Annotated in this window: 16 protein-coding genes; 11 read left to right on the forward strand and 5 right to left on the reverse strand. The window is 66.0% G+C overall.

What is annotated here, in order from left to right:
* Positions 1-16: 16 nt before the first annotated feature.
* From OH799_RS08425 to OH799_RS08435, 3 genes are all read right to left on the reverse strand, one after another.
* Positions 17-1,399, reverse strand: coding sequence for an aminotransferase class I/II-fold pyridoxal phosphate-dependent enzyme (locus OH799_RS08425; RefSeq protein ID WP_406277476.1), 1,383 nt, complete (start codon positions 1,397-1,399; stop codon positions 17-19).
* Entirely contained in the window at positions 1,396-7,809 is a 6,414-nt protein-coding gene (locus OH799_RS08430) for an SDR family NAD(P)-dependent oxidoreductase (protein ID WP_406277479.1), read from the reverse strand. The genes OH799_RS08425 and OH799_RS08430 overlap by 4 nt, the downstream gene beginning before the upstream one ends.
* A gap of 69 nt (positions 7,810-7,878) precedes the next feature.
* Positions 7,879-8,508, reverse strand: coding sequence for a GNAT family N-acetyltransferase (locus OH799_RS08435; protein WP_406277482.1), 630 nt, complete (start codon positions 8,506-8,508; stop codon positions 7,879-7,881).
* A gap of 529 nt (positions 8,509-9,037) precedes the next feature.
* On the opposite strand from OH799_RS08435, the gene OH799_RS08440 reads away from it, so the two are divergent.
* On the forward strand, positions 9,038-9,499 hold the full coding sequence (locus tag OH799_RS08440; protein ID WP_406277485.1) for a hypothetical protein: 462 nt from the start codon (positions 9,038-9,040) through the stop codon (positions 9,497-9,499).
* Positions 9,500-9,503: 4 nt separating this feature from the next.
* On the opposite strand, the gene OH799_RS08445 is transcribed toward OH799_RS08440, so the two are convergent.
* Both OH799_RS08445 and OH799_RS08450 read right to left on the reverse strand, forming a co-directional pair.
* Positions 9,504-9,878, reverse strand: a complete 375-nt coding sequence (locus OH799_RS08445; protein ID WP_406277488.1) for a hypothetical protein — start codon at positions 9,876-9,878, stop codon at positions 9,504-9,506.
* Complete coding sequence (locus OH799_RS08450) at positions 9,875-10,258, reverse strand: nuclear transport factor 2 family protein (protein WP_406277491.1); 384 nt, start codon at positions 10,256-10,258, stop codon at positions 9,875-9,877. Before OH799_RS08450 ends, OH799_RS08445 begins: the two co-directional genes overlap by 4 nt.
* Positions 10,259-10,351: 93 nt before the next feature.
* Here OH799_RS08450 and OH799_RS08455 point away from each other — a divergent pair, with 93 nt between their 5' ends.
* From OH799_RS08455 to OH799_RS08500, 10 genes are all read left to right on the forward strand, one after another.
* Positions 10,352-11,494 (forward strand): acyl-CoA dehydrogenase family protein, encoded by a 1,143-nt coding sequence (locus OH799_RS08455; RefSeq protein ID WP_406277494.1) that lies wholly within the window; start codon positions 10,352-10,354, stop codon positions 11,492-11,494.
* Between the two features lie 111 nt (positions 11,495-11,605).
* Complete coding sequence (locus OH799_RS08460) at positions 11,606-12,394, forward strand: enoyl-CoA hydratase/isomerase family protein (RefSeq protein ID WP_406277497.1); 789 nt, start codon at positions 11,606-11,608, stop codon at positions 12,392-12,394.
* A 37-nt stretch (positions 12,395-12,431) separates the two neighbouring features.
* On the forward strand, positions 12,432-12,806 hold the full coding sequence (locus OH799_RS08465) for a Zn-ribbon domain-containing OB-fold protein (RefSeq protein ID WP_406277500.1): 375 nt from the start codon (positions 12,432-12,434) through the stop codon (positions 12,804-12,806).
* A complete protein-coding gene (locus OH799_RS08470; RefSeq protein ID WP_406277503.1) occupies positions 12,803-13,954 on the forward strand; it encodes a thiolase family protein in 1,152 nt (383 codons plus the stop codon). Before OH799_RS08465 ends, OH799_RS08470 begins: the two co-directional genes overlap by 4 nt.
* A gap of 7 nt (positions 13,955-13,961) precedes the next feature.
* Entirely contained in the window at positions 13,962-15,191 is a 1,230-nt protein-coding gene (locus tag OH799_RS08475; protein WP_406277506.1) for an acyl-CoA dehydrogenase family protein, read from the forward strand.
* The gene (locus tag OH799_RS08480) at positions 15,191-16,147 is read left to right on the forward strand and encodes a phosphotransferase family protein (protein WP_406281922.1); all 957 of its coding nucleotides are present in this window, start codon (positions 15,191-15,193) and stop codon (positions 16,145-16,147) included. The genes OH799_RS08475 and OH799_RS08480 overlap by 1 nt, the downstream gene beginning before the upstream one ends.
* Positions 16,148-16,177: 30 nt before the next feature.
* Positions 16,178-17,380, forward strand: coding sequence for an acyl-CoA dehydrogenase family protein (locus tag OH799_RS08485; protein WP_406277509.1), 1,203 nt, complete (start codon positions 16,178-16,180; stop codon positions 17,378-17,380).
* Positions 17,377-18,135 (forward strand): SDR family NAD(P)-dependent oxidoreductase, encoded by a 759-nt coding sequence (locus tag OH799_RS08490; RefSeq protein WP_406277512.1) that lies wholly within the window; start codon positions 17,377-17,379, stop codon positions 18,133-18,135. Before OH799_RS08485 ends, OH799_RS08490 begins: the two co-directional genes overlap by 4 nt.
* Before the next feature lie 13 nt (positions 18,136-18,148).
* A complete protein-coding gene (locus OH799_RS08495; RefSeq protein WP_406277515.1) occupies positions 18,149-18,928 on the forward strand; it encodes an SDR family NAD(P)-dependent oxidoreductase in 780 nt (259 codons plus the stop codon).
* Positions 18,928-19,980 (forward strand): NAD(P)-dependent alcohol dehydrogenase, encoded by a 1,053-nt coding sequence (locus tag OH799_RS08500; RefSeq protein ID WP_406277518.1) that lies wholly within the window; start codon positions 18,928-18,930, stop codon positions 19,978-19,980. The genes OH799_RS08495 and OH799_RS08500 overlap by 1 nt, the downstream gene beginning before the upstream one ends.
* The last annotated feature ends 50 nt before the right edge of the window (positions 19,981-20,030 follow it).

Consider the following 20,030-nt stretch of genomic DNA (forward strand, 5'->3'; position numbering starts at 1 on the left):
GCATGGCCGGCGGTGGTTATCCGTCGGCCGTGATGTCCGGGATCTTCTCGGCTTGGCCGATCGTCTCCGTCAGCAGATCCACCGTTGTCGACAACTGCTCCTCCGTGTGTTCCGAGGTGACGAAGAAGCGGAGGCGTTCCTGTCCAGCAGGAACGGCGGGCGAGGAGATCAGGCCGGCGTATACGCCGTTCTCCAGCAGCCTGGAGGATACGTAGCCGGCACGAATCTCGCCAGGAACGACGACGGGCACGATCGGGGTGCCTTGGGAAACACCGAGATTCAAGCCGCGTTCGGACAGCGCACCATGGAACAAGCGGGCATTCGCCCACAGGCGGGTCAGGCGCTCCGGCTCCTCCTCCAGCACATCGAGTGCCGCCAGGGCGGCGCCGATGGCCGCCGGTGCGGGCGCACCGGTGAGCATTGCGACGCCCGGGGCGGACGACTTCATCGCACCGATCAGATCAGCATCGGCCGCGACGAATCCGCCGGTGCTGCCCAATGCCTTGGACAGCGTGGCCATCCAAATGTCCACGGCATCACCGGGAAGACCGTAATACTCGCGCATGCCATGGCCTTTGTCACCGAAGACCGCGAACGAGTGGGCCTCGTCGACCATCACCGCACAGTCGTATTCTCTTGCGATGGCGGCCAATTCGTCGATGCGGCCGACGGCGCCGTCCATGCTGTAGTGGCCTTCGAGCACCACCAGCGCACGGTCGAACCCGGTGCGGGAGGTACGCAGCACCGACTGCAGCGACTCCGGGTCGTTGTGGCGAAAGCTGATTCGCCGCGCACCGGACCATTGGGTGCCGGAGATGACGCTGCCATGGATAAGCGTGTCGCAGATCGCGACGTCGCCCTGCCTGAGCAGGAATCCGATCACACCAGCGTTGGTGAGGTAACCGCTGGTGGTCACCATGGCGTCGCCGACACCGTAGATGTCGGCAAGGCGGCGTTCCAGCTCTTGGTAGAGGGGGATCTCCCCGGCGACGATGCGACTGGCCGACGCCGACGCACCGAACTGATCCAGGGCCGACTTGGCGCCCGCGACCACCCGCGGATGGTTGGCCAACCCCAAATAGTTGTAAGCGCTGAAGTTCACGACATCCACGTCCGCCATTCTCGGGTCCGCGACGTGGATTACCGTGTCATTTGGCCCCGTTCGTGGCAGGAACAGTGGATTCACCAGCCGAGTCTGCTCATACAATGACGCAATCATCGCCCGCTTCTGCACGGCCGCCACCACGTCTGGATGATCGGCGAACTGGCGTCCCGGCCCGCGACGCGAACGGGACTGCGCCACCGGCCGGACATGCTGCGTGAGCGGCGAAGCCGCTGGATTTCCGGAGCTGCTGCCTGCCAGTAGCTTTCGCGCCAAGTCGCGCGCAGACTCGGTCATGCCGACACCTCGGTCACTGTCGGAGCACCGACCGATGTGTGTGGAGCTCCGTGCGATCCGGCGCCCTCGACGATTACCTCCGCGGCCTTCGCGCCGGCTTGCCTCAGGCTGAATGAACGCCCGAGTTTCAGTGAAATCAATTCGACACCAAGGGTTTGCGTGACCAGCGAACCGAATTCCACCGCCATGAGCGAATCCAGGCCCAATTCGGGCAGCGGCACAGTCAGGTCGATCGATTCGGCGGCCACACCCATCACCGAGGCCAACTGCTCGGCGAGCATGTGCGTGACCACTTCGTTGCGTTTGGCCTCGTCGAGGGCGGCGAGCTCGGATCGCAACCGTGCCGCGGCGGAATCGTTCTGCGCCGCCGCAGCGATCATGGCCTCGATCCGGCCGGTCAGTGCCAGCTGAGGTCCCGTGGCCGCGACCCGGGGCCAGTTGATCGGGAAAATGTCGACCCGGCTGACGCCGAGTCGCAATGCTTCCTCCAGATATCGCGGACCATCGTCCATCTCGATCGTGTCGAATCCCGTGGTGACCAGGTACCGAGCAAGATTCTCGTCGGCCGCAGCCATACCGGCCCCGGTCATATGGCCCCAGCCGACGGCCAGCGCGTTGACCCCCTCGCGGGCGAGGGCTTCGGCATACGCGTTCACCGCGATATTGGCTGCGGTATAGGAGTAGTGGCCGATACCACCAAATATGGCGCTGCCCGAAGAGAACAGGACGAACTGCTCGAGCTGTGCACCGGCCGCCACGACACCGGCGTGTAAGGCCCGCGCGCCGTCGAGCTTAGGTCGGAACACCTTGGCCAAGCTGTTGCGATCCATCACACCGATCCGCTTGTCGTCTACCGCGCCCGCCGTGTGGAAGATGCCCTTCAGCGGATGCTCAGGCCGGTGCGCCCGCGCTATCACCTCACCCACGGCCACCGCATCGGTCACATCGACCAGCTCCGTGGTCACCCCGACTCCCTGCTGCTCCCAGACGGCCAGCTGCTGCCGGGCCTCCTCCGTGGCGGCGCCTGCGCGTCCCAGCAGCGTCAGGCGATGCGCGCCCTTACCGACCAGCCAGCGCCCGATCGCCAACCCGAACCCACCGAAACCGCCGGTGATCAGGTATTGAGCGTCTGGGTCTATGACGACATCGGGAATCTGCGGGCGCACATGCGGTGCCTCCTCGTCCATCCGCAACACGACGCGGCCGATCCGAGTGGATCGCGCCACCTCCTCGAACGCCTGGGCGACATCGGCGGTGCCGAACGTGTCGAAGGGCAGCGGCCGGTAGGTGCCGTCGTAAAGCCTGCCATTGACCGCTTTGACGAAATCGAAGACCTTGTGCTGCCGCAGCTTCATCATCCGGTCGAGGTCGAACGAGAAGTACGCCACGTTCTTGTCGAAGTGCCGCAGCTCCAGGACGCCGCCGAAATAGATGTCGGCCTTGCCGACCTCGATGATGCGCCCGAATTCCGCGACCGCGGCGAAGTTCTGGACCACGATCTCGCCGGGCGCCGAGCTGATCACCACATCGGCGCCTCGACCGTTGGTGAGTTCGAGAACATCGTCGACGAAGTTCAGCGACCGTGACTGCAGCGCATGGTCGGCGCCTTGATCCAACACGTAGGTGCGACGCTCGGGTGTGCTCGCGGTGCCGATCACCCGTGCGCCATGCAGTTTCGCAATCTGCACCGCCGCCGAGCCGACACCGCCGGCCGCGCCGTGCACCAGCACCGTCTCCCCCGGCTGGAGCCGGGCCAGTTCCAGCAGCGCGTGCTCGGCGGCGACGAACGAGGTGGAACTGCTGCATCGACCGGGTTCGAACCCGTCGCCGACGCGCCAGACCAAATCCACACTGAGAGTGTTGAATCGGCCGATCATCCCCTTGCACGCCAAGCTGACCTTGTCACCGATCTCGAATCCGGTGACACCCGGGCCGAGGCGGACGACGGTGCCGTCACCCTCCATACCCGGCACAGTGCCGAAGAAGGTGTCGCCGAGTTCACGCTCGCCGAGCAAGCCGATGACTCGCAGCGAGTCCTTGTAGTTGAGGCCGACGGCCGCCATGCGCACCTCCACCTCGCCCGGGCCGGGCTCGCGCCGATCGCTGCGCCGCCAGCCCAGCCGCGAGAAGGTCTTGGTCTTGGGAATTTCCAGCCGGAAATCGGCTTCCGAGTCGATCAGCACCTCGGCCTCGTCCAGCACGTTCAGACGATTCTGCAGCGTCCGGCTCACCACGGTGGTCCAGCGCAAACCGTCGCGCAGGAACACCTCATCGGCATGGTCGAAACTGAAGGCTCCCGGAATGGTCAGTTCCGCCCCCAGATCCGCATCCGCGACGTCTGCTTCGACGTCGATCAGCCGCCACCGCAACCGAGTCTGCTCATTGAGCAACGCACGCCGGGCGCCCGCCAGCGCGGCATGGCTCGGATTCGGTGCGACATCACCCTCCGGGTGCGTGTACGCGTGTTCAGTCACCAAAGAGGCATAGAAGGTACCGTCGCCCAGAACATTCCCTTCGGAACCCTGCTCCATCAGCCAGGCGTCGAGGAAATTCTCCGCGGTCGAGTCGAGGAACCGTTCCGCTGCCAGCGCAATCCGGCGCAGGGTCCAGAGGTTGTCCATATCGTCGTAGCTCGAGCCGGCGACTACCACAAGATGCAGACGATCGACACCCCGGAGCGCCATTGCCGCCCGCAGGCTTTCGGACACTACCGATTCCAGATCCGCGCGGGATGGATCACCCGTGACGATCAGAGCCGGGACCTCGGCATCGACGTCCGGGCGGGTGATCCGAGCGATTTGCTCGGCACGCGCGGTAGCTGCGGAGTCCATCGCGACGACCACGGTGCACAGACCGTCCGTCGTCGGGAGCGCGGCGTGATCGATAGGCTCGCGCATCTCCCAGCGATCCTCATAGAAGAAGTCGATCATGCGCTGCATCGGACCTGGTCGCGGTGCGATCGATCCGAACTTCATCCCGACAATCTGCATGCACAGGTTGTGGTCGGCGTCGAGCAGCTCGATATCCGCCGTCGGCTCGTCCGTCGTGTCGAGGCGGGCCACCACGGTGACCCTCTCGGGGAGCGATGCGAACAACCGCACCGCACCGACCGTGACCGGAACCATCGCACCGCCCTGTTTACTGCCGCCCGAGAGCAGCGCGGCCACGCTCTGCAGCGCGGCGTCGACAACGGCCGGGTGCGCTGGATGCCGGGCGTGACGGGCGATGGTGCCGTCCACGGTGCTGACGGCCGTCGAGCCGGAGAGACGGATCGAGGTCGCGCGGCGGAAAGTCGGCCCGTAGTCGAGCCCGTGCGCCGCAAGGCCTGCGTAGAAATCGACGGGATCGATCTCCAGCATCGACTCGTCGTCGGGCACATCGATCTTGGCCGGTTCGTAAACGCCCTCCACGAGCCGTCCGATGGCATTGATCGTCCAGACCGAACCCGCCACATCGCGCGACCGAATGGTGAAGCGCCGGGTCGACTCCTCGAGGTCGAACTCCATGATCGGCGTCTCGCCCTCATCAATGACCAGCGGTGCGACGAAGCGTACGTCTTCGACCGCCACGCACGCGGACTCGGTTCGCAGCACCGCTGCGCTGAGTGCCGCGTCCAGATATGCTGCTCCGGGCAGGATCCGCGATCCGCCGACCACATGGTCGGCCAGCCACGGCAGCGATTCGATGCCCAGCTCGAGCCGCCACATCGAGGTGTCGTCCGGATCCTGGTCGCCCAGCATCGGATACGCGTTCGGCGTGCCGTGCCGCTTGCGTTGGTACGCCGGAATGTCGCTGCGCAGATGGGTTCGCTGCCACGGGTAGACCGGCAGATCGATATGCCGTGTCGGGGACGGCAGATCGACGAACAGCGCATCGATATCGAGCACTCCGGCGCTGTACAGGCAGCCGATGGTCTGTCGGATGCTGTCGGCATCGGACTGCTTGCGGTGCAGGGTGGCGACGGTCGTTCCGGTTTCGCCTGCGGCGATGAGGGTCTCGCGGATGTTTGCGCCCAGCACGGGATGCGGGCCGACCTCGAGGAACACGCGACTGCCCGCACGCACGAGTTCGGTGATCGCGTCGGCGAAGCGCACCGCTTGCCGGACGTTCCCACACCAGTAATCGGCATCCCAATCCGCCTCGTTGACGCGCGCACCGGTGACGGTGGAATACACCGGGATTCGAGGCTGCGACAACCGCAGATCCGCCAAAACGGAGCGCAGCTCGTCCAGGATGGGATCCATCAGATAACTGTGGTACGGCACCTCGACTTGTAATCGACGGGCAAAGACGCCTTGTTCCGTGACTGACGCCGCGATCTCGTCCAGGCGGGACACCTCACCGGCGATGGTGACCGCCGACGGACTGTTGATGGCCGCAATATCGACCCGGGCGTCACCCTCGATGAGTTCCTGCGCCTGGGCCAGGGTCAGTCCCACCGCGAGCATGCCGCCGGATCCGGCGGTCGTGGCCTGCAACCGGGCGCGGTGATAGCTGACCAGCAGGGCATCGCGCAATGACAGCATGCCTGTGACATAGGCGGCCGACACCTCACCGACGCTGTGGCCGACGATCGCAGCAGGCTTGATGCCGAATTCCTCCAGCATGGCGTAAAGCGACACCTGCACGAGAAAGTTCGCGGGCTGTGCCACCGCAGTGGTGGTGACGCACGACTCCTCCTCAGGCCGCATCAGTTCCTCAACGATCGACCAGCCGGCCACCTCCCGGAACACTGCATCGATGCGCTTCGCCTCCGCGGCGAAAGTGCCGCCTGCCTGCAGGAGATCGCGGCCCATCGCCCACCACTGCGGACCCATACCAGTGAACACGAACACCGGCTCGGGCACCTCGCGGGTGACGGTCCGGCTCACCCGGCCCGCACCGCCCGCGAATTCGACCAGCCCGCGCACCAATTCGATGTCGTCGCCGAAGGTGATCCCCGCCCGGAACAGATGGTGACTGCGCCGGGTCCACGCCGCCTCTGCGAGGCGCCCCGGGTCGGCGCCGTCGGCGATTCGCTCGGCGAAACCGCGGGCGAGATCTCGCACGGCCTGTTCGCTACGCGCCGAAATCGGTAGCACCCCATAGTGTTTCGGCTGCCGATCGCGCACCTCCTGCGCGCAGAACTCCTGCAGGATCGCGTGCGCGTTCGTGCCACCATAGCCGAATCCGTTCACCGCGATGGTCATCCGCTCGACCTCGGGATCGACCTCCTCGACCTCCAACTGCAGCCGGATGCCGAGTTCGTCGAAGGGGATTTCCGGGTTCGGTGTGTCCAGCCAACCCTGCGGTGCGATGGTCCGTTTGGACACCGCCAGCGCCGACTTGATGACACTCGCGATGCCGGACGCGGCCTCGGTGTGGCCGAGCTGAGCCTTGACCGAGCCGACGCCCAGCGGTGTGGTGCGGCCCTCGACGGCACCATAGGCACGGCCGATCGCCCGCAGCTCTAACGGGTCTCCGACCGGGGTGCCGGTGCCGTGCGCCTCCACATAGGTGATCTCGTGCGGCCGGATGCCGGCGCGGTGGGTCACCCGCTTCGCCAAGGCCTCCTGCGAATCGGCATTGGGCACCGTGATCGCCGTGGTGCGGCCATCCTGGTTGGATCCGGTCGCCTTGATCACCGCATAGACTCGGTCACCAGCGCGTTCGGCATCGGCCAGCTTCTTGAGCACCACCATGCCGGCGCCCTCCCCGCGGCCGTAACCGTCGGCGGCGGCGTCGAAGGGCTTGCTGCGGCCGTCGGCGGCAAGGAAGCCGCCCTTGCACATGGAGACGAACGGCTCGGGCTCGGCCAGTACGGTCACACCACCTGCGACGGCGACCTCGCAGTCGCCGCTGTCCAGGGCCTGGCAGGCCAGGTGCACCGCGACCAGCGATGACGAGCATGCGGTGTCGACGGTGATCGCAGGGCCGACGAGGTTGAGCGCGTAGGCGATCCGGTTCGAGATCATCGTGTACGAGGCACCGACGGCGGTATGCATGTCGACGAACGGCAGCGCGGGGCCGCCGACCGAAACGCCCAGCTGGTCCATGGTGAACGCGCCCACGTAGACGCCCAGCGGTGCGCCATTGACCCGCCCGGCGATCCCCGCGTCGTCGAAAGCCTCCCAGGTGACCTCCAGGACGAGGCGCTGCTGTGGATCCATCGCCGCCGCCTCACGCGGCGAGATGCCGAAGAAGTCCGGGTCGAACGCCCACGGGTCACCGGTCATGAAAGCCGCACGCTTGGTGTACATCCGGCCGGGTGTACGCCGATCAGGGTCGTAGAAGCGGCGGTAATCCCAACGGCTCGCGGGAATTTCCATTACGCCGTCGCCCTTACCGACGATGAATTCCCAGAAGGATTCGGGGGAATCGATGCCGCCGGCGTACCGGCAGCCGATACCGATGATTGCAATATCGGACACAACAACTTCCTCGGTCGAACTCGGAAAAATTCTCCCCCCGAGGGAATGTGAGACGCGCTGCCGGCCCCGCTACGGGTCAGCACTGCGCAGTGGCTGACGAGCCACCACATTCATCACGGGACCATTGCGGCCCAAGACCGTCTTCGCCACCGGCTCGACGCCGAAGGCACGGTAGTAGTCGACATTCGCATCCTTACACAGTCCATACAACGGAACCGATTGCGCGTCGGACCTTTTTACAAACGATCCGAACAACGCGCGCCCGACACCGCTGCGCTGCAGCCCGGGGTCGCAGCCGAGATAGACACAGCACAAATGAGGTTCCGCTGGTGCCGTTCGCTCGAGAGCAGTGTCCACGGCAATACCGCGTCGCACCGCGGTACCCATCGCGAGAAGTAGCTGGGGGCCCAAGAGGAGCTCGCGCAAGGGGTTTGTCCGGTATCCAGCCGGATACCAGAGCAACACACCGGCCAACTTGTCGTCGACGAGGGCCACCTCAGCACCGCCCACGGGCAGGAAACGGTGCTCGATCAACAGCCGCAACATCCGCGGAGCACGACGATGACGCGATCCCTCATCCGGGAAGACGAAGTCCTCGATCGGATCGTCATGGGCGAAGGCGGCGCTGAGCACACGCACCATGTCGGTCACATCGTCGCGCGTGGCCGGCCGCACGACCAGCCTATTCGGCTGCTCCAAAGTTGCTTGTCCTCACGTGATCTCGATTACCCGACTTAGCCAGCGGCCCATATGCGAAGCTACCGACCAGTAGAATACATCAACTCACCCACGATGCTACTGGTCAGTAGCGTGCAATGGATAACGGGTTTCACTGTCGCCTTGCGCAGCAGTCTTGAGTATGGTGCGTCACATCACAAGCTTTCGGCTTGCCACTTCTGGGAACTAAACTTCTTCACTACCAGCACTTTCCGACAAATCAGGCAATTCAGACCACAGTGAAGTGGTATTGGTCAATCGCTCGAGGCTTTCTCCGCTCCATCCGCGCGACTCCGCCGCGAGGTGCTTCCTTCCACTTGACCGCACCGACTGCAAGCCCTGGATGCGGTTCCAGATGTCTCGGCGCGGCCTCGTCGGAATTTGCGGTGGGGCAGGTTACCGTCGGTTTGCGCCGAGTAGATCCCGCCTCCACCGAATGGCGTCATGGGATGGCGGGAACAAAAGGAGATCTGCGACACGGCGACGCATTGCCTGCGCGAAGGAGCGAGCCATGGCGTTGCTCGACCCGTATCCGCCCGCATCGGGCCAGCCCGACGAAGCATCCTCGGGCGCCGCACTCGCGGCGACGCGAGAGAATTCCGGTTCACTGCGGCGCATGGACAGCCGGGCCGCGACCCACAGCCGCACCCGTTGTCCCAGCTGCGGATGGCTGCCCGACGATGAACGGCAACGAGCCAGGCAACGCCAAGACCTCATGGTTACCTGGCTCTACCCCGACCCCAGCGGGCCCGAGGAGCTGCGCACCCACCAGCATTGCGCGCGATGCCAGCCCACTCGGTGCCCGGTCGCGCTCGACTGCGTCATCTGCGGAGACGGTCCACTGCTCTACGGGGACCTGGACGTGGCCACCGAATCCGGTGAGCTGCCCGACACCGTCCGTCGTTGGCTCAACAGACAGGACTGGCAGGTGATCGGCGCAGCGCTGTACTGCCCGAGCTGCCGGCCGCGGTAACCCGTCAGTGGGCGAAAGCCACTTCCGGAGTGCGCGCGATGAGCAGCCGCCGCACGTTGCCGTCGGCGTCCAGTTGCGCCGATGCGTTGAACGACGCCTCGAATGCCCCCGCCCTGGTGGTCCGGCCCAGCACCAGCTCATGCCGGCCCACCACCGCACCGACGTCGATGTGATGCACGAGGGTGCTCTTCTCCCGTTGCGCGAGATAGCCGATCAGCCCGCTCCGGTCCCCCACGAACTCGGCGCTTTTCCCGCCCCCCTGCGAGAACTGCACCGACATCGCGAAATCGTCGGAGATCATATCCAGCACCCGGTCCGGGTCGTCGGAATCCATGTATTCGAACCACCGAGCAAGCACCGGCACTGTCGTCGCCATCATTGCCGCGCACCTTTGCTCGTGGACTGCGTCGGTAATAGCGCGAAGTCCGCACTGAACGAGACTTGGTAGCGATCGATTCGGCCGTCGAGGCCGATGTGCATCACGCCGACGAAGTATCCGGTGGTGACGGCGTCGTGCTCAGTGACCGCCCCGTGTGCGAACTGCACATCACCGTCGGCGGCCACCCGCAGCAGCCGGTGTTTGCGGGTCACCTCAGGCCTGCCGCTCAGGTAGTCGAGCATGGCCGAGCGACCACGGCCACGGTTCACGCCGGTGGGCAGGATCATCGCGAATTCGACATCCTCGGCCAACAAGGACACCGCGGCACGCAGTCGGCCGCTGTCGACCGTCGCGTAGTAGTCCTCGATTACGTAGCTCATGAAATGAATTTAGTTCAATAAACCTCTTCTTGTCGAGGACCGGAACGGTTATCCTCGGAAGTATTGAACTGAACTCAACTCGACCGGAGGATCATGCCTTCGACATCAGTAGCCACCGCCGAAGTTCCCTGGCCTCGTTCCGAACCGGCCGCGTTGTCACCCACTCCCGAGGAAACGGCCCTGCGCGACTCACTCCGAGCCGTGCTAGGGAAACACAGCGGGATGGCGCAGGTTCGCGCAGCGGCCTTGTCCGATCTCGGCTACTCGCCGAAGCTGTGGCAGCTACTCGTCGACGAGATGTCGGTGGCCGGCTTGGCGATCCCCGAGGAACGCGGTGGCCTCGGCTACAGCACGACCGAGCTCGCGATCGTTCTCGAAGAATGCGGGCGAGCGTTGGTATGCGAGCCCGTTTTCAGCTCGGCCGTCCTCGGCGCGCAGGCGCTCCTACAGGCCGATCCTGCTGACAACAATCCACTTCCGGACGTGCTCACAGGGCGCTCCTTGGCGACAGTCAGTGCACTCGACCCCAGCACCGACGATCTGCGGGCACAACGCTCCCCGCGGGGATGGTCGGTCGACGGCACGGTCACCCACCTGGCGGGCGGTGGCACCGCCGACGTGATCGTGGCATCCGCCTCGAGCCTCGATGGACGCCGGTTGTTTGCCCTGCGCCCCGACGTGGACGCGGTGCGAACAGAACGACAAGTGCTCGATCCGACCCGGAGACAAGCGGATGTGACGGTGCGCCGCTGTCCGGCCATCGTTCTCACGGAGCCGGATGCGACCGAGGCGGTGACATCGCGGATGCACGACCTGGCGACACTCGCTCTGGCCTGTGAGAACACCGGCATCGTGGAGCGACTGCTCGAGCTGACGGTGGAGTACACACGAAATCGTCACCAGTTCGGTCGTCCCATCGGGTCCTTTCAGGCCGTGAAACACCGGTTGGCCGATCTACTGGTCCTGCTCGAACGCGCCCGATCGGCGTCCCGGTACGCCGCCGCCGTCTACGCCGAGGATCCCGACTCGGCACGCTTGGCCGTCGCAGTGGCGGGCGCGGTATGCACCGATGCTGCTGTGCATGCCGCGACGGAGGCCGTCCAGTTACACGGCGGTGTCGGCTTCACCTGGGAGCACCCTGCACACTCCTACTTCCGCAGGGCGTTGGGGAACGAAGCGGCGCAGGGCGACGCCCGTATCCATCGGGCCAGGATCGCCACCCTGATCGGCCTGTGAGAAGGGCAGATCGACAAGCGGGAAACGGGCAGTCACTCCCGTATTGACGGCTGCCCCTCCGGCCGAGTACAACTGAATTGAATCCAGTTCAATTTCTTGGAAGAGGTCAAGATGGTTGACACCGACCACATCGTGCTCGAGAAGGACGGCGATGTCGCCCGCGTGTGGCTCAATCGCCCGCGCAAGAAGAACGCCGTCACCGTGGAACTGCTGCACCGGCTCGACGAGATCATCGCGGAGGTCGATAACGACCCAGATCTGAAGGTCCTCGTCCTGAGGGGCCGCGCGAACACCTTCTGCTCGGGCTTCGACCTCGACGAATTGCGCGACAACTACGTCGGCAAGACCAATGCGATGGACGTCGCGGTGCTCTCGGCCAAAGTGTGCGATCGCCTCTACTCGATGAACACCCCCTCCGTGGCGGTGTTGGAGGGATATGTCACCGCTGGCGGGTTCGAGCTGATGATCTCCTGCGATTTCGCGGTCGCCGCCGACGACGCGAAGATCGGCGACTTCCATATCCGGCGAGCACTGTTCGGTGGCGCGGGCCCGATCTACCGCTTGCCCCGAATGATCGGTATTCGCAAGACCAAGGAATTGATGCTGACCGGAAAGCTGCTGTCCGGCAAGGAGGCCGTCGATTTCGATCTCATCAACGCCTCGGTCCCGGCGGACGAACTCGACCAGTTGGTCGCCGATTTCATCGCACCCATCGTCGACAAGAGCCCGTTCGCGATGAGGCTCACCAAGATGACTATCGACCGCGGCCTGGACGCCGATATCCAGTCGCTGATGGTGATGGAGCACCTGGCCGTCGGCAACGCGCTGCAGTCCGAGGACGCGCGCGAGGGTGTGAACGCCTTCCTGGAGAAGCGCGAACCCAAGTGGGTCGGTCGCTGATTCTCGGTCTCTCAGGCGACGCCGAAAGGATGAAGACATGGGTGAGCCGATGACTCCGGTGTTGGAAGGGAGCAAATGCACGGTGTGCGGCACCGTCGGCTATCCGGCCAGTGCGGTATGCGCACGCTGCGCCAAGCCGACGACCATCCCGCTCGCGTTGAGTGGCGGGGGTGTGGTCTGGGCCTACACCGTGCAGCGGTTCCCACCGAAATCGCCACCGTATGCCGTTCCTGCCGAAGGTTTTTCGCCATTCGCGGTCGGATACGTCGAACTTCCCGAGGGGATCAAGGTCGAAGCGGTACTCGACTGCCAAGACTTCGCCGATCTCGACGGGGCGCCGGTGCGACTCGTCGCGGTCGCCCCGGTTCCCCGGTTCACCACATCATCCACCCAGCGGAGCGAGGCCCGATGACACAGCCAGTTTCGATCATCGGTTGCGGACTGTCCCGGTTCGGCAGACAACCCGGCGTCACCGGTCGGCAGATGGCGGTGACGGCGATCGACACCGCGCTCGACGACGCGGGTCTGACTTGGCCGGATATCGAGGTCGCCTTCGGTGGCAGCGATGGCTCGGGGCTTGCCGACACCCTCGTCGCCGAACTGGGTTTCACCGGGATACCGTTCACCAACGTCAAAAACGGCTGCGCTACCGGTGGTAGCGCCCTGTTCTCTGCGGTCAACGCGGTGCGCTCCGGTGCCGCCGAATTGGCGCTGGCCGTCGGCTTCGACAAGCACCCACGCGGAGCGTTCGACCCCCGGCCGGCTGACTGGGGTCTGCCCGAGGGCTACGGCGCGGCAGGGCTGATGGTCACCACTCAATTCTTCGGCGCCAAGATCGGCCGCTACATGCGCGAACACGGGATCTCCTCCGCCACGCTGGCAAAGGTCGCCGAGAAGGCCTACCGCAACGGCAGCCGCAACCCCAACGCCTGGCGGCAAGAGCCGATATCGGCGGAACAGATCGCCGCCGCGGAGATGGTGAACGATCCACTGACCAAGTACATGTTCTGTTCTCCGGGCGAAGGAGGCGCGGCGGTAATCGTCGCCGGTGCGTCGGTGGTGCGACGACTCGGCGGGCGACCGGTTCACTTGCGTGCGATCAGTCATCGCACGCGTCGGTTCGGCTCATTCGAGGTCTTCAGTCCCGCGATCCAGGGCACGGGCGAGCCGACCAGCGTGAGCGCGGACGCGGCCGCAGCGGCGTTCGAACAGGCCGGGATCGGACCGGACGACATCGATGTCGCCCAACTACAGGACACCGAGAGTGGTGCGGAGGTCATGCACATGGCCGAGTGCGGTTTCTGCGCGCACGGAGAGCAGGAGGCCATGATCGCCGTGGGTGCCACCGAAATCGGCGGGCGGCTACCGGTCAATACCGACGGCGGCTGCATCGCCAACGGCGAGCCCATCGGCGCCTCGGGGCTGCGTCAGGTGCACGAGATAGTCACCCAGTTACGTGGTGAAGCAGGCGCGCGGCAGGTGCCCGGGGCTCCGAAGGTCGGGTTCACCCATGTGTACGGGGCGCCCGGCATCAGTGCCTGCACCATCCTTTCGGTATGAGCCGAGCATGTCTATCCGAGGTGACACAGTGACCGCACGCACTCTTCCCGACCTCGCCCGGTTCACCGGGGAGGCCCGCGCATGGCTGCGTGGCGTGGCCGCGCCACGCACCGCATCCGCCTGGGGCGACGGACCGGATTCGGTCGCTGTCTTCGAGAACTGGACCGCTGAGGAAGAACGCGTCCACACCGACCGGATCCGCGCGTACGAACGGTCCAAGTTCGACGCCGGGTGGGGACCCCTGGACTGGCCGACGAACTACGGCGGCCGCGAGCTGCCCCTGTCGTATGTCCTCGCCTTCCGCCGGGCAGAAGACGAGTTCGAGGTGCCGAGACGGACCGAGATGTTCTCGGTGACACAGCAATTGGTCGCTCCCGCCATCGAGCAGTGGGGTACCGTCGAGCAGAAGGCACGCTATGTCCGCGCGATGCTGCGGACCGATATCATCGCCTGCCAGCTCTTCTCCGAAACCGAGGCCGGATCCGATCTGGCGGCGGTTCGCACCCGCGCGATCCAGAACACCGACGGAACCTGGACGATCGACGGTCACAAGGTGTGGACCTCGGGGGCACGAGTCGCCGATATCGGTGTCGCGGTATGCCGCACCGACCCGTCCGCGGCCAAACACGCGGGCCTGAGCGTGTTCCTTGTTCCGATGGACGCACCGGGGGTCACGATCCGGCCGATCCGGCAGATGACCGGCGGAAGTTCGTTCAACGAGGTCTATCTCGACGGTGTCCAGGTCCACGACGACCACCGCCTCGGACCGGTCGGCAAGGGCTGGCCGGTCGCGCTCACGGTGCTGGCCGCCGAACGCCTCGACAGCGCGAACCTCGGCCTCGCGAACGCCGATCACGCAGTCATCTTGGCGCGGCATCTAGGGCGTGACCTGACTGAGCTCGAGCGAGACCGGGTCGCCGATCTGGTCACCCGCAGCTATCTGCAACGGGTCGCCGCCATGCGGGTCGCCGCGGCCATGCTCGCGGGCCAAGCCCCTGGGCCCGAGGCGTCGATCGGGAAGCTGCTGGCCACCGACACCATGGCCCGGACTTCCGAGGTGGCGCGGCTGTTGCTCGGACGCGACCTGACTACGGATTCCGGTAGGTGGGGCACCTTCGCGTGGACCGAGCACGTTCTCGGGGCGCCCGGCTACCGGATCGCCGGCGGCACCGACGAGATCCAGCACAACATCATCGCCGAACGAGTGCTCGGCCTGCCCAAGGAGCCGCGCCGATGATGAGCACAACGGTGGAAGATCGAGTCCGGGACCGGCTGCGCGCCGACCTCGACGTCGCGGTCACGACGTTCGAACCGTTGTCCGGCGGCCACTCCGGGCTGACCTATCGGGTTGCCGCGTCCGGCGGATCGTACGTGATCAAGGCGGTGCCCGAGGGGCGTAAGCCCATCGGCCGTCACGATATGCTGCGCCAAGCCCGCGTCATGCAGGCGCTGGCCGGAACCTCGGTCCCGGTGCCGCGCATCGTCGCGGTCGATGATCGTGAACCTGCTTGGTTCGCTATGGAATTCGTGGTCGGCGAATCGCTCGAGCCGGTGCTGGACGATCCTGCCGTCGAGCCTGGGCTGGCGGCGGCCCGGATGCGACGCGCCGCCGCGGTGCTGCCCCGGCTGCACGCCGTCGACCCGGTCACCGTCCCCGGCGTCGAGACACCTCTCACCCCGGCCGACGAACTAGCCCGCTGGGCACGCACGCTCGGCGCGGTTCCCGCCGACTTGGTCGCCGGCGGCGACGGGCTGCTCGGTCTGCTCGGACGACGCATCCCCGAACCGGTGACACCGACACTGGTGCACGGCGACTACCGGCTCGGCAACATCATCTCCGACGGCATCGAACCGGTCGCCCTGATCGACTGGGAGATCTGGAGCGCGGGCGATCCGCGGGTCGAGCTGGGGTGGTTCCTCGTCTTCGCCGACGGCAGCAACTTTCCCGGCGTGGGCCGGGAAGTCCCAGGTTTGCCTGGTGCGCCAGAACTGGTGGACCTGTACCGCAACGGCGGGCCGGCTCTGACGGAGCTGTCCTGGTTCGACGCGCTGGGCCGACTCAAGATGGCCGCGATCATGGGCCACAACCTGCGGCGGCACCGGGAAGGCAGGCACTACGACCCGGACCAGGAGAAGCTCCCCGCCACCATCAACCGCCTCATCGAGACCGGAACCGCGCTACTCGCCGGTTGACGTCCACTCCCCCAGCTCAGGAGCCGCACCGTGGATTTCTCCTACTCCGCCCGCACGGAGGACCTGCTCGACAAGCTCGAATACTTCATGGACAGCTACGTCTACCCCGCCGAGCGGATATACGACGAGCAGGTCGCCGCCAACGAAAATCCCCACGAGCAACCGCAGATCATGCGGGAACTGCAGGCTGAGGCCAGGGAGATGGGGCTGTGGAATCTGTTCATGACCCACGACGACCTCGGCGCCGGACTCACCAACCTCGAGTACGCACCGCTGGCCGAAGTGGTCGGCCGGTCCGTCATCGGCAACGAGGCGATCAACTGTTCGGCCCCCGACACCGGCAATATGGAGATCCTCGCCATGTACGGGACCGAACAGCAAAAGCGGCATTGGCTGAAACCGTTGCTGGACTGCAGTATTCGCTCAGCCTTCGCGATGACCGAACCAGCAGTCGCCAGCTCCGACGCCACCAACATCGCCTCCACCATCCGCCGTGACGGCGACGAGTACATTCTCAATGGCCGCAAGTGGTACATCTCCGGCATACTCGACCCGGATTGCGAGCTCATCATCTTCATGGGCAAGTCCGATCCCGAGGCCAAGACCTATCGCCAGCAGAGCATGATCTTGGTACCCACCGACGCGCCCGGTATCGAAGTGCTGCGCGACCTGCCCATGTTCGGCTTTCGTGACCGCCTCGGCCACGGCGAGGTCCAGTTCACCGATGTCCGGGTACCCGCAGAGAACATGCTCGGCGCCGAGGGCGACGGCTTCGCCATCGCTCAGGGCAGGCTGGGGCCGGGCCGAATGCACTACGCGATGCGCGCCATCGGCATGGCCGAAAGAGCCCTGGAGCTGATGTGCCGCCGATCGCTGGAACGCACCGCGTTCGGCGGTCCGCTCGCCGATCGCGGCGTGGTACGCGAATGGATCGCGCGCGGCCGCATAGCGATCGATCAGATCCGGCTGTCGGTCCTGCAGGCGTCCTGGCTGATGGACACCAAGGGCAATGCCGCGGCCCGTTCGGAGGTCGCGGCCATCAAGGTGGCGGCCATGGAGGTGGCACACACCGTGGTGGATCGGGCCGTACAGACCTTCGGTGCCGCTGGCGTGAGCGACGACACGGTGCTGGCGCGCATGCATGCCATCACCCGGGCATTGCAGATCGCGGACGGCCCCAACGAAGTACACCTGCGCACCATCGCACGTCTCGAGGTGAAGAAATACCGATGAGCACAACGGATCTGACCGGGAAGGTCGCTTTGGTCACCGGGGCCAGCCGCGGACTCGGCTTGGCGATCGCGCGCGGGTTGTGCGACGCGGGCAGCACGGTGATCGTCTCCAGCCGCAAGCTGGTGGCCTGCGAGCAGGCGGTGACATCGCTCGACGACTGCAGGCCGGGCAGTGCCCATCCGCTGGAACTACACGTCGGCAATTGGGACTCCATCGAGCCCGCCGTCGACCGCGTCATCGCGGAGTTCGGACGCCTCGACGTCGTGGTCAACAATGCCGGCATCGCGCCGCTCGCGGAGAATCTCGCGTCGGTCACCGAGGGATTATGGGACAAGACCATAGAGGTCAACCTGAAGGGCCCGTTCCGGCTGATGGCGGTCGCAGGTGCGCGGATGGCTGCCGCGGGCGGTGGATCGATCATCAACATCTCCAGCATCGGCGCGGTCCGTCCGAGTCCGCCCGAGGCGATGTACGCGGCCGCCAAGAACGGACTCAACGCGTTGACCATGGCCTTCGCGCAGGAGTACGCGCCGACGGTCCGGGTGAACTGTGTCATGCCCGGCGGATTCGCAACGGATATGTCCGAGCACTGGGACGACGAGTTCGTCGGCAAGATCGTTGATCGCCTGCCCGCGGGAAGGCTGGGCAGGCCCGCCGAGATCGCAGGACTTGTCACGCACCTGGCGAGCGACGCCGCCGGGTACACCACGGGCGCGATCATCCCCGTCGACGGCGGCCGGACCGCGGTGTATTGAGGTGGCTGTCGAGATGACTGGCTCGGATACCGAAACACTGAGCAGGCTGTTCGGGATGGGGGGACAAGTCGCCGTCGTCACAGGCGCGTCTTCGGGCCTCGGGCTCGGCTTCGCCACCGTGCTCGCCGGCGCGGGCGCCACCGTCTACGCCGCGGCGCGCAGGCTGGACCGGTTGGAGGCACTAGCCGACAACGAGCCGCGGATCGTTCCGGTGCGCTGCGACGTAACCAGAGACGAGGACCGGCGGGCTCTGGTCGATCGGTGCTACGAGCAGTCCGGTCGCCTGGACGTCCTGGTGAACAATGCGGGTAAGCCCGGGCCGCCGAACGCCGAGGAGGAAACGGCCGACGGGTTCGCCTCCATTCTCGAGGTGAATCTGCTCGCCGGCTTCCACCTGGCCACCTATGCGACGGCTCGGCTGCCGGACGGGGAACGGGCGTCCTATATCAATATCTCGTCCGTCATCGGCCTGGTGTCGACAGCGCCGATCGGCGGCGCGAGTTACGCCGCCTCCAAGGCGGGAACGCTCGGCCTCACCCGAGAACTCGCCGGACAGTGGGGCCGGCGGGGCATCCGCGTAAACGCCGTCGTACCGGGCTGGTTCGATACCGAGATGACCGACGGCCTGTTCAGCAACGAGAAGTCGGCCGGGTGGGTGCGCCGTAACACGATGCTCGGTCGCGGCGGCGTGACCGGGGAAATCGACGGCGCTGTGCTGTTCCTGGCCTCGGACGCATCGTCGTATATGACCGGGCAGACGCTCGTCGTCGACGGTGGCTGGACCGCGCGCTGATGTTGGCCGTCCAGCTGACCACGTGGGGCGCCGAGCCGGTGCTGCGGGACATCCCCGTTCCCCGGCCACGCGGCGAGGAGCTTCTGTTGCAGGTCACTGCCGCGGGATTGTGCCGTTCCGATCTGCACGTCATGGATGCCCCAGCCGGGAGCTTCGACTACCCGCTGCCGCTCACCCTCGGCCACGAGGTCGCCGGGACCGTCGTCGAGGTCGGTCCCGACGCGGACAGCGCCTTGCTCGATGAAGCGGTCGTGGTGCACGGCGTCTGGGGATGCGGCTCCTGCCGCAACTGTGCCCGCGGCCGCGAGAACTACTGCCTGCGGCTGCGGCCGAGACCCGACGGACGGTTGGCGCCGATCGGCAACGGCCTGGGACACCACGGCGGCCTGGCCCAAGCGATGATCGTTCCCTCGTGGCGGTTCGTAGTCCCAGCCGGTGGCGTCAACCCCGTTGCGTGTGCTCCGCTCGCCGACGCGGGTTTGACCGCCTACCACGCCGTGCGCGAGCACCTCGACCTGATCGATGAAGGCGCGATCTGCCTCGTGATCGGCATCGGCGGCCTCGGCCATCTCGCGATACAGGTACTGCGTGATCTGGGTGTCGGCCGAATCGTAGCCGTCGACCCTCGCTCGGATGCCCTGGACATGGCGCGGCGGCTCGGCGCCGACACGGCGCTCGCCAACCTCGGCTCCGCACGCTCGACCATGGAGGACGGCGCCGATCTGGTCTTCGATTTCGTCGGTTCACCCGAGACCACCGCATCGGCGGCGGCCGCTCTCGCACCGGGCGGCCGGCTGGCGGTGGTGGGGAGCGCGGGCGGCCGCCTCGAAGTCGGCAAGAACGTCGGTCTCGCCGCCGGCTGGCGTGTCACGGCACCGTTCTGGGGGCCGCGCTCCGATCTGATGGCTGTGGTCGACCTGGCGCGACGTGGCGCGCTGCACATGACGGCGGCGACATACCCGCTCACCGACGCGATCGAGGTTTACCGCCGACTTCGGGCCGGCGCCATCACGGGTCGTGCGGTCCTGGTTCCCCCACTTTTGACCGGCTGAGTGCCCGCGGAAACCAGCGGCGAGTAAACCAGAGAGCACGGCGGCACAAG

Source organism: Nocardia sp. NBC_00881 (genome assembly GCF_045207455.1).
GTDB lineage: Bacteria > Actinomycetota > Actinomycetes > Mycobacteriales > Mycobacteriaceae > Nocardia.

What these genes read in the sequence shown, in the direction of transcription:
- OH799_RS08425 (WP_406277476.1), bottom strand. Translation starts at nt 1,399, where the DNA reads ATGACCGAGTCTGCGCGCGACTTGGCGCGAAAGCTACTGGCAGGCAGC.
- OH799_RS08440 (WP_406277485.1), top strand. Translation starts at nt 9,038, where the DNA reads ATGGCGTTGCTCGACCCGTATCCGCCCGCATCGGGCCAGCCCGACGAA.
- OH799_RS08445 (WP_406277488.1), bottom strand. Translation starts at nt 9,878, where the DNA reads ATGATGGCGACGACAGTGCCGGTGCTTGCTCGGTGGTTCGAATACATG.
- OH799_RS08450 (WP_406277491.1), bottom strand. Translation starts at nt 10,258, where the DNA reads ATGAGCTACGTAATCGAGGACTACTACGCGACGGTCGACAGCGGCCGA.
- OH799_RS08455 (WP_406277494.1), top strand. Translation starts at nt 10,352, where the DNA reads ATGCCTTCGACATCAGTAGCCACCGCCGAAGTTCCCTGGCCTCGTTCC.
- OH799_RS08460 (WP_406277497.1), top strand. Translation starts at nt 11,606, where the DNA reads ATGGTTGACACCGACCACATCGTGCTCGAGAAGGACGGCGATGTCGCC.
- OH799_RS08465 (WP_406277500.1), top strand. Translation starts at nt 12,432, where the DNA reads ATGGGTGAGCCGATGACTCCGGTGTTGGAAGGGAGCAAATGCACGGTG.
- OH799_RS08470 (WP_406277503.1), top strand. Translation starts at nt 12,803, where the DNA reads ATGACACAGCCAGTTTCGATCATCGGTTGCGGACTGTCCCGGTTCGGC.
- OH799_RS08475 (WP_406277506.1), top strand. Translation starts at nt 13,962, where the DNA reads ATGTCTATCCGAGGTGACACAGTGACCGCACGCACTCTTCCCGACCTC.
- OH799_RS08480 (WP_406281922.1), top strand. Translation starts at nt 15,191, where the DNA reads ATGAGCACAACGGTGGAAGATCGAGTCCGGGACCGGCTGCGCGCCGAC.
- OH799_RS08490 (WP_406277512.1), top strand. Translation starts at nt 17,377, where the DNA reads ATGAGCACAACGGATCTGACCGGGAAGGTCGCTTTGGTCACCGGGGCC.
- OH799_RS08495 (WP_406277515.1), top strand. Translation starts at nt 18,149, where the DNA reads ATGACTGGCTCGGATACCGAAACACTGAGCAGGCTGTTCGGGATGGGG.
- OH799_RS08500 (WP_406277518.1), top strand. Translation starts at nt 18,928, where the DNA reads ATGTTGGCCGTCCAGCTGACCACGTGGGGCGCCGAGCCGGTGCTGCGG.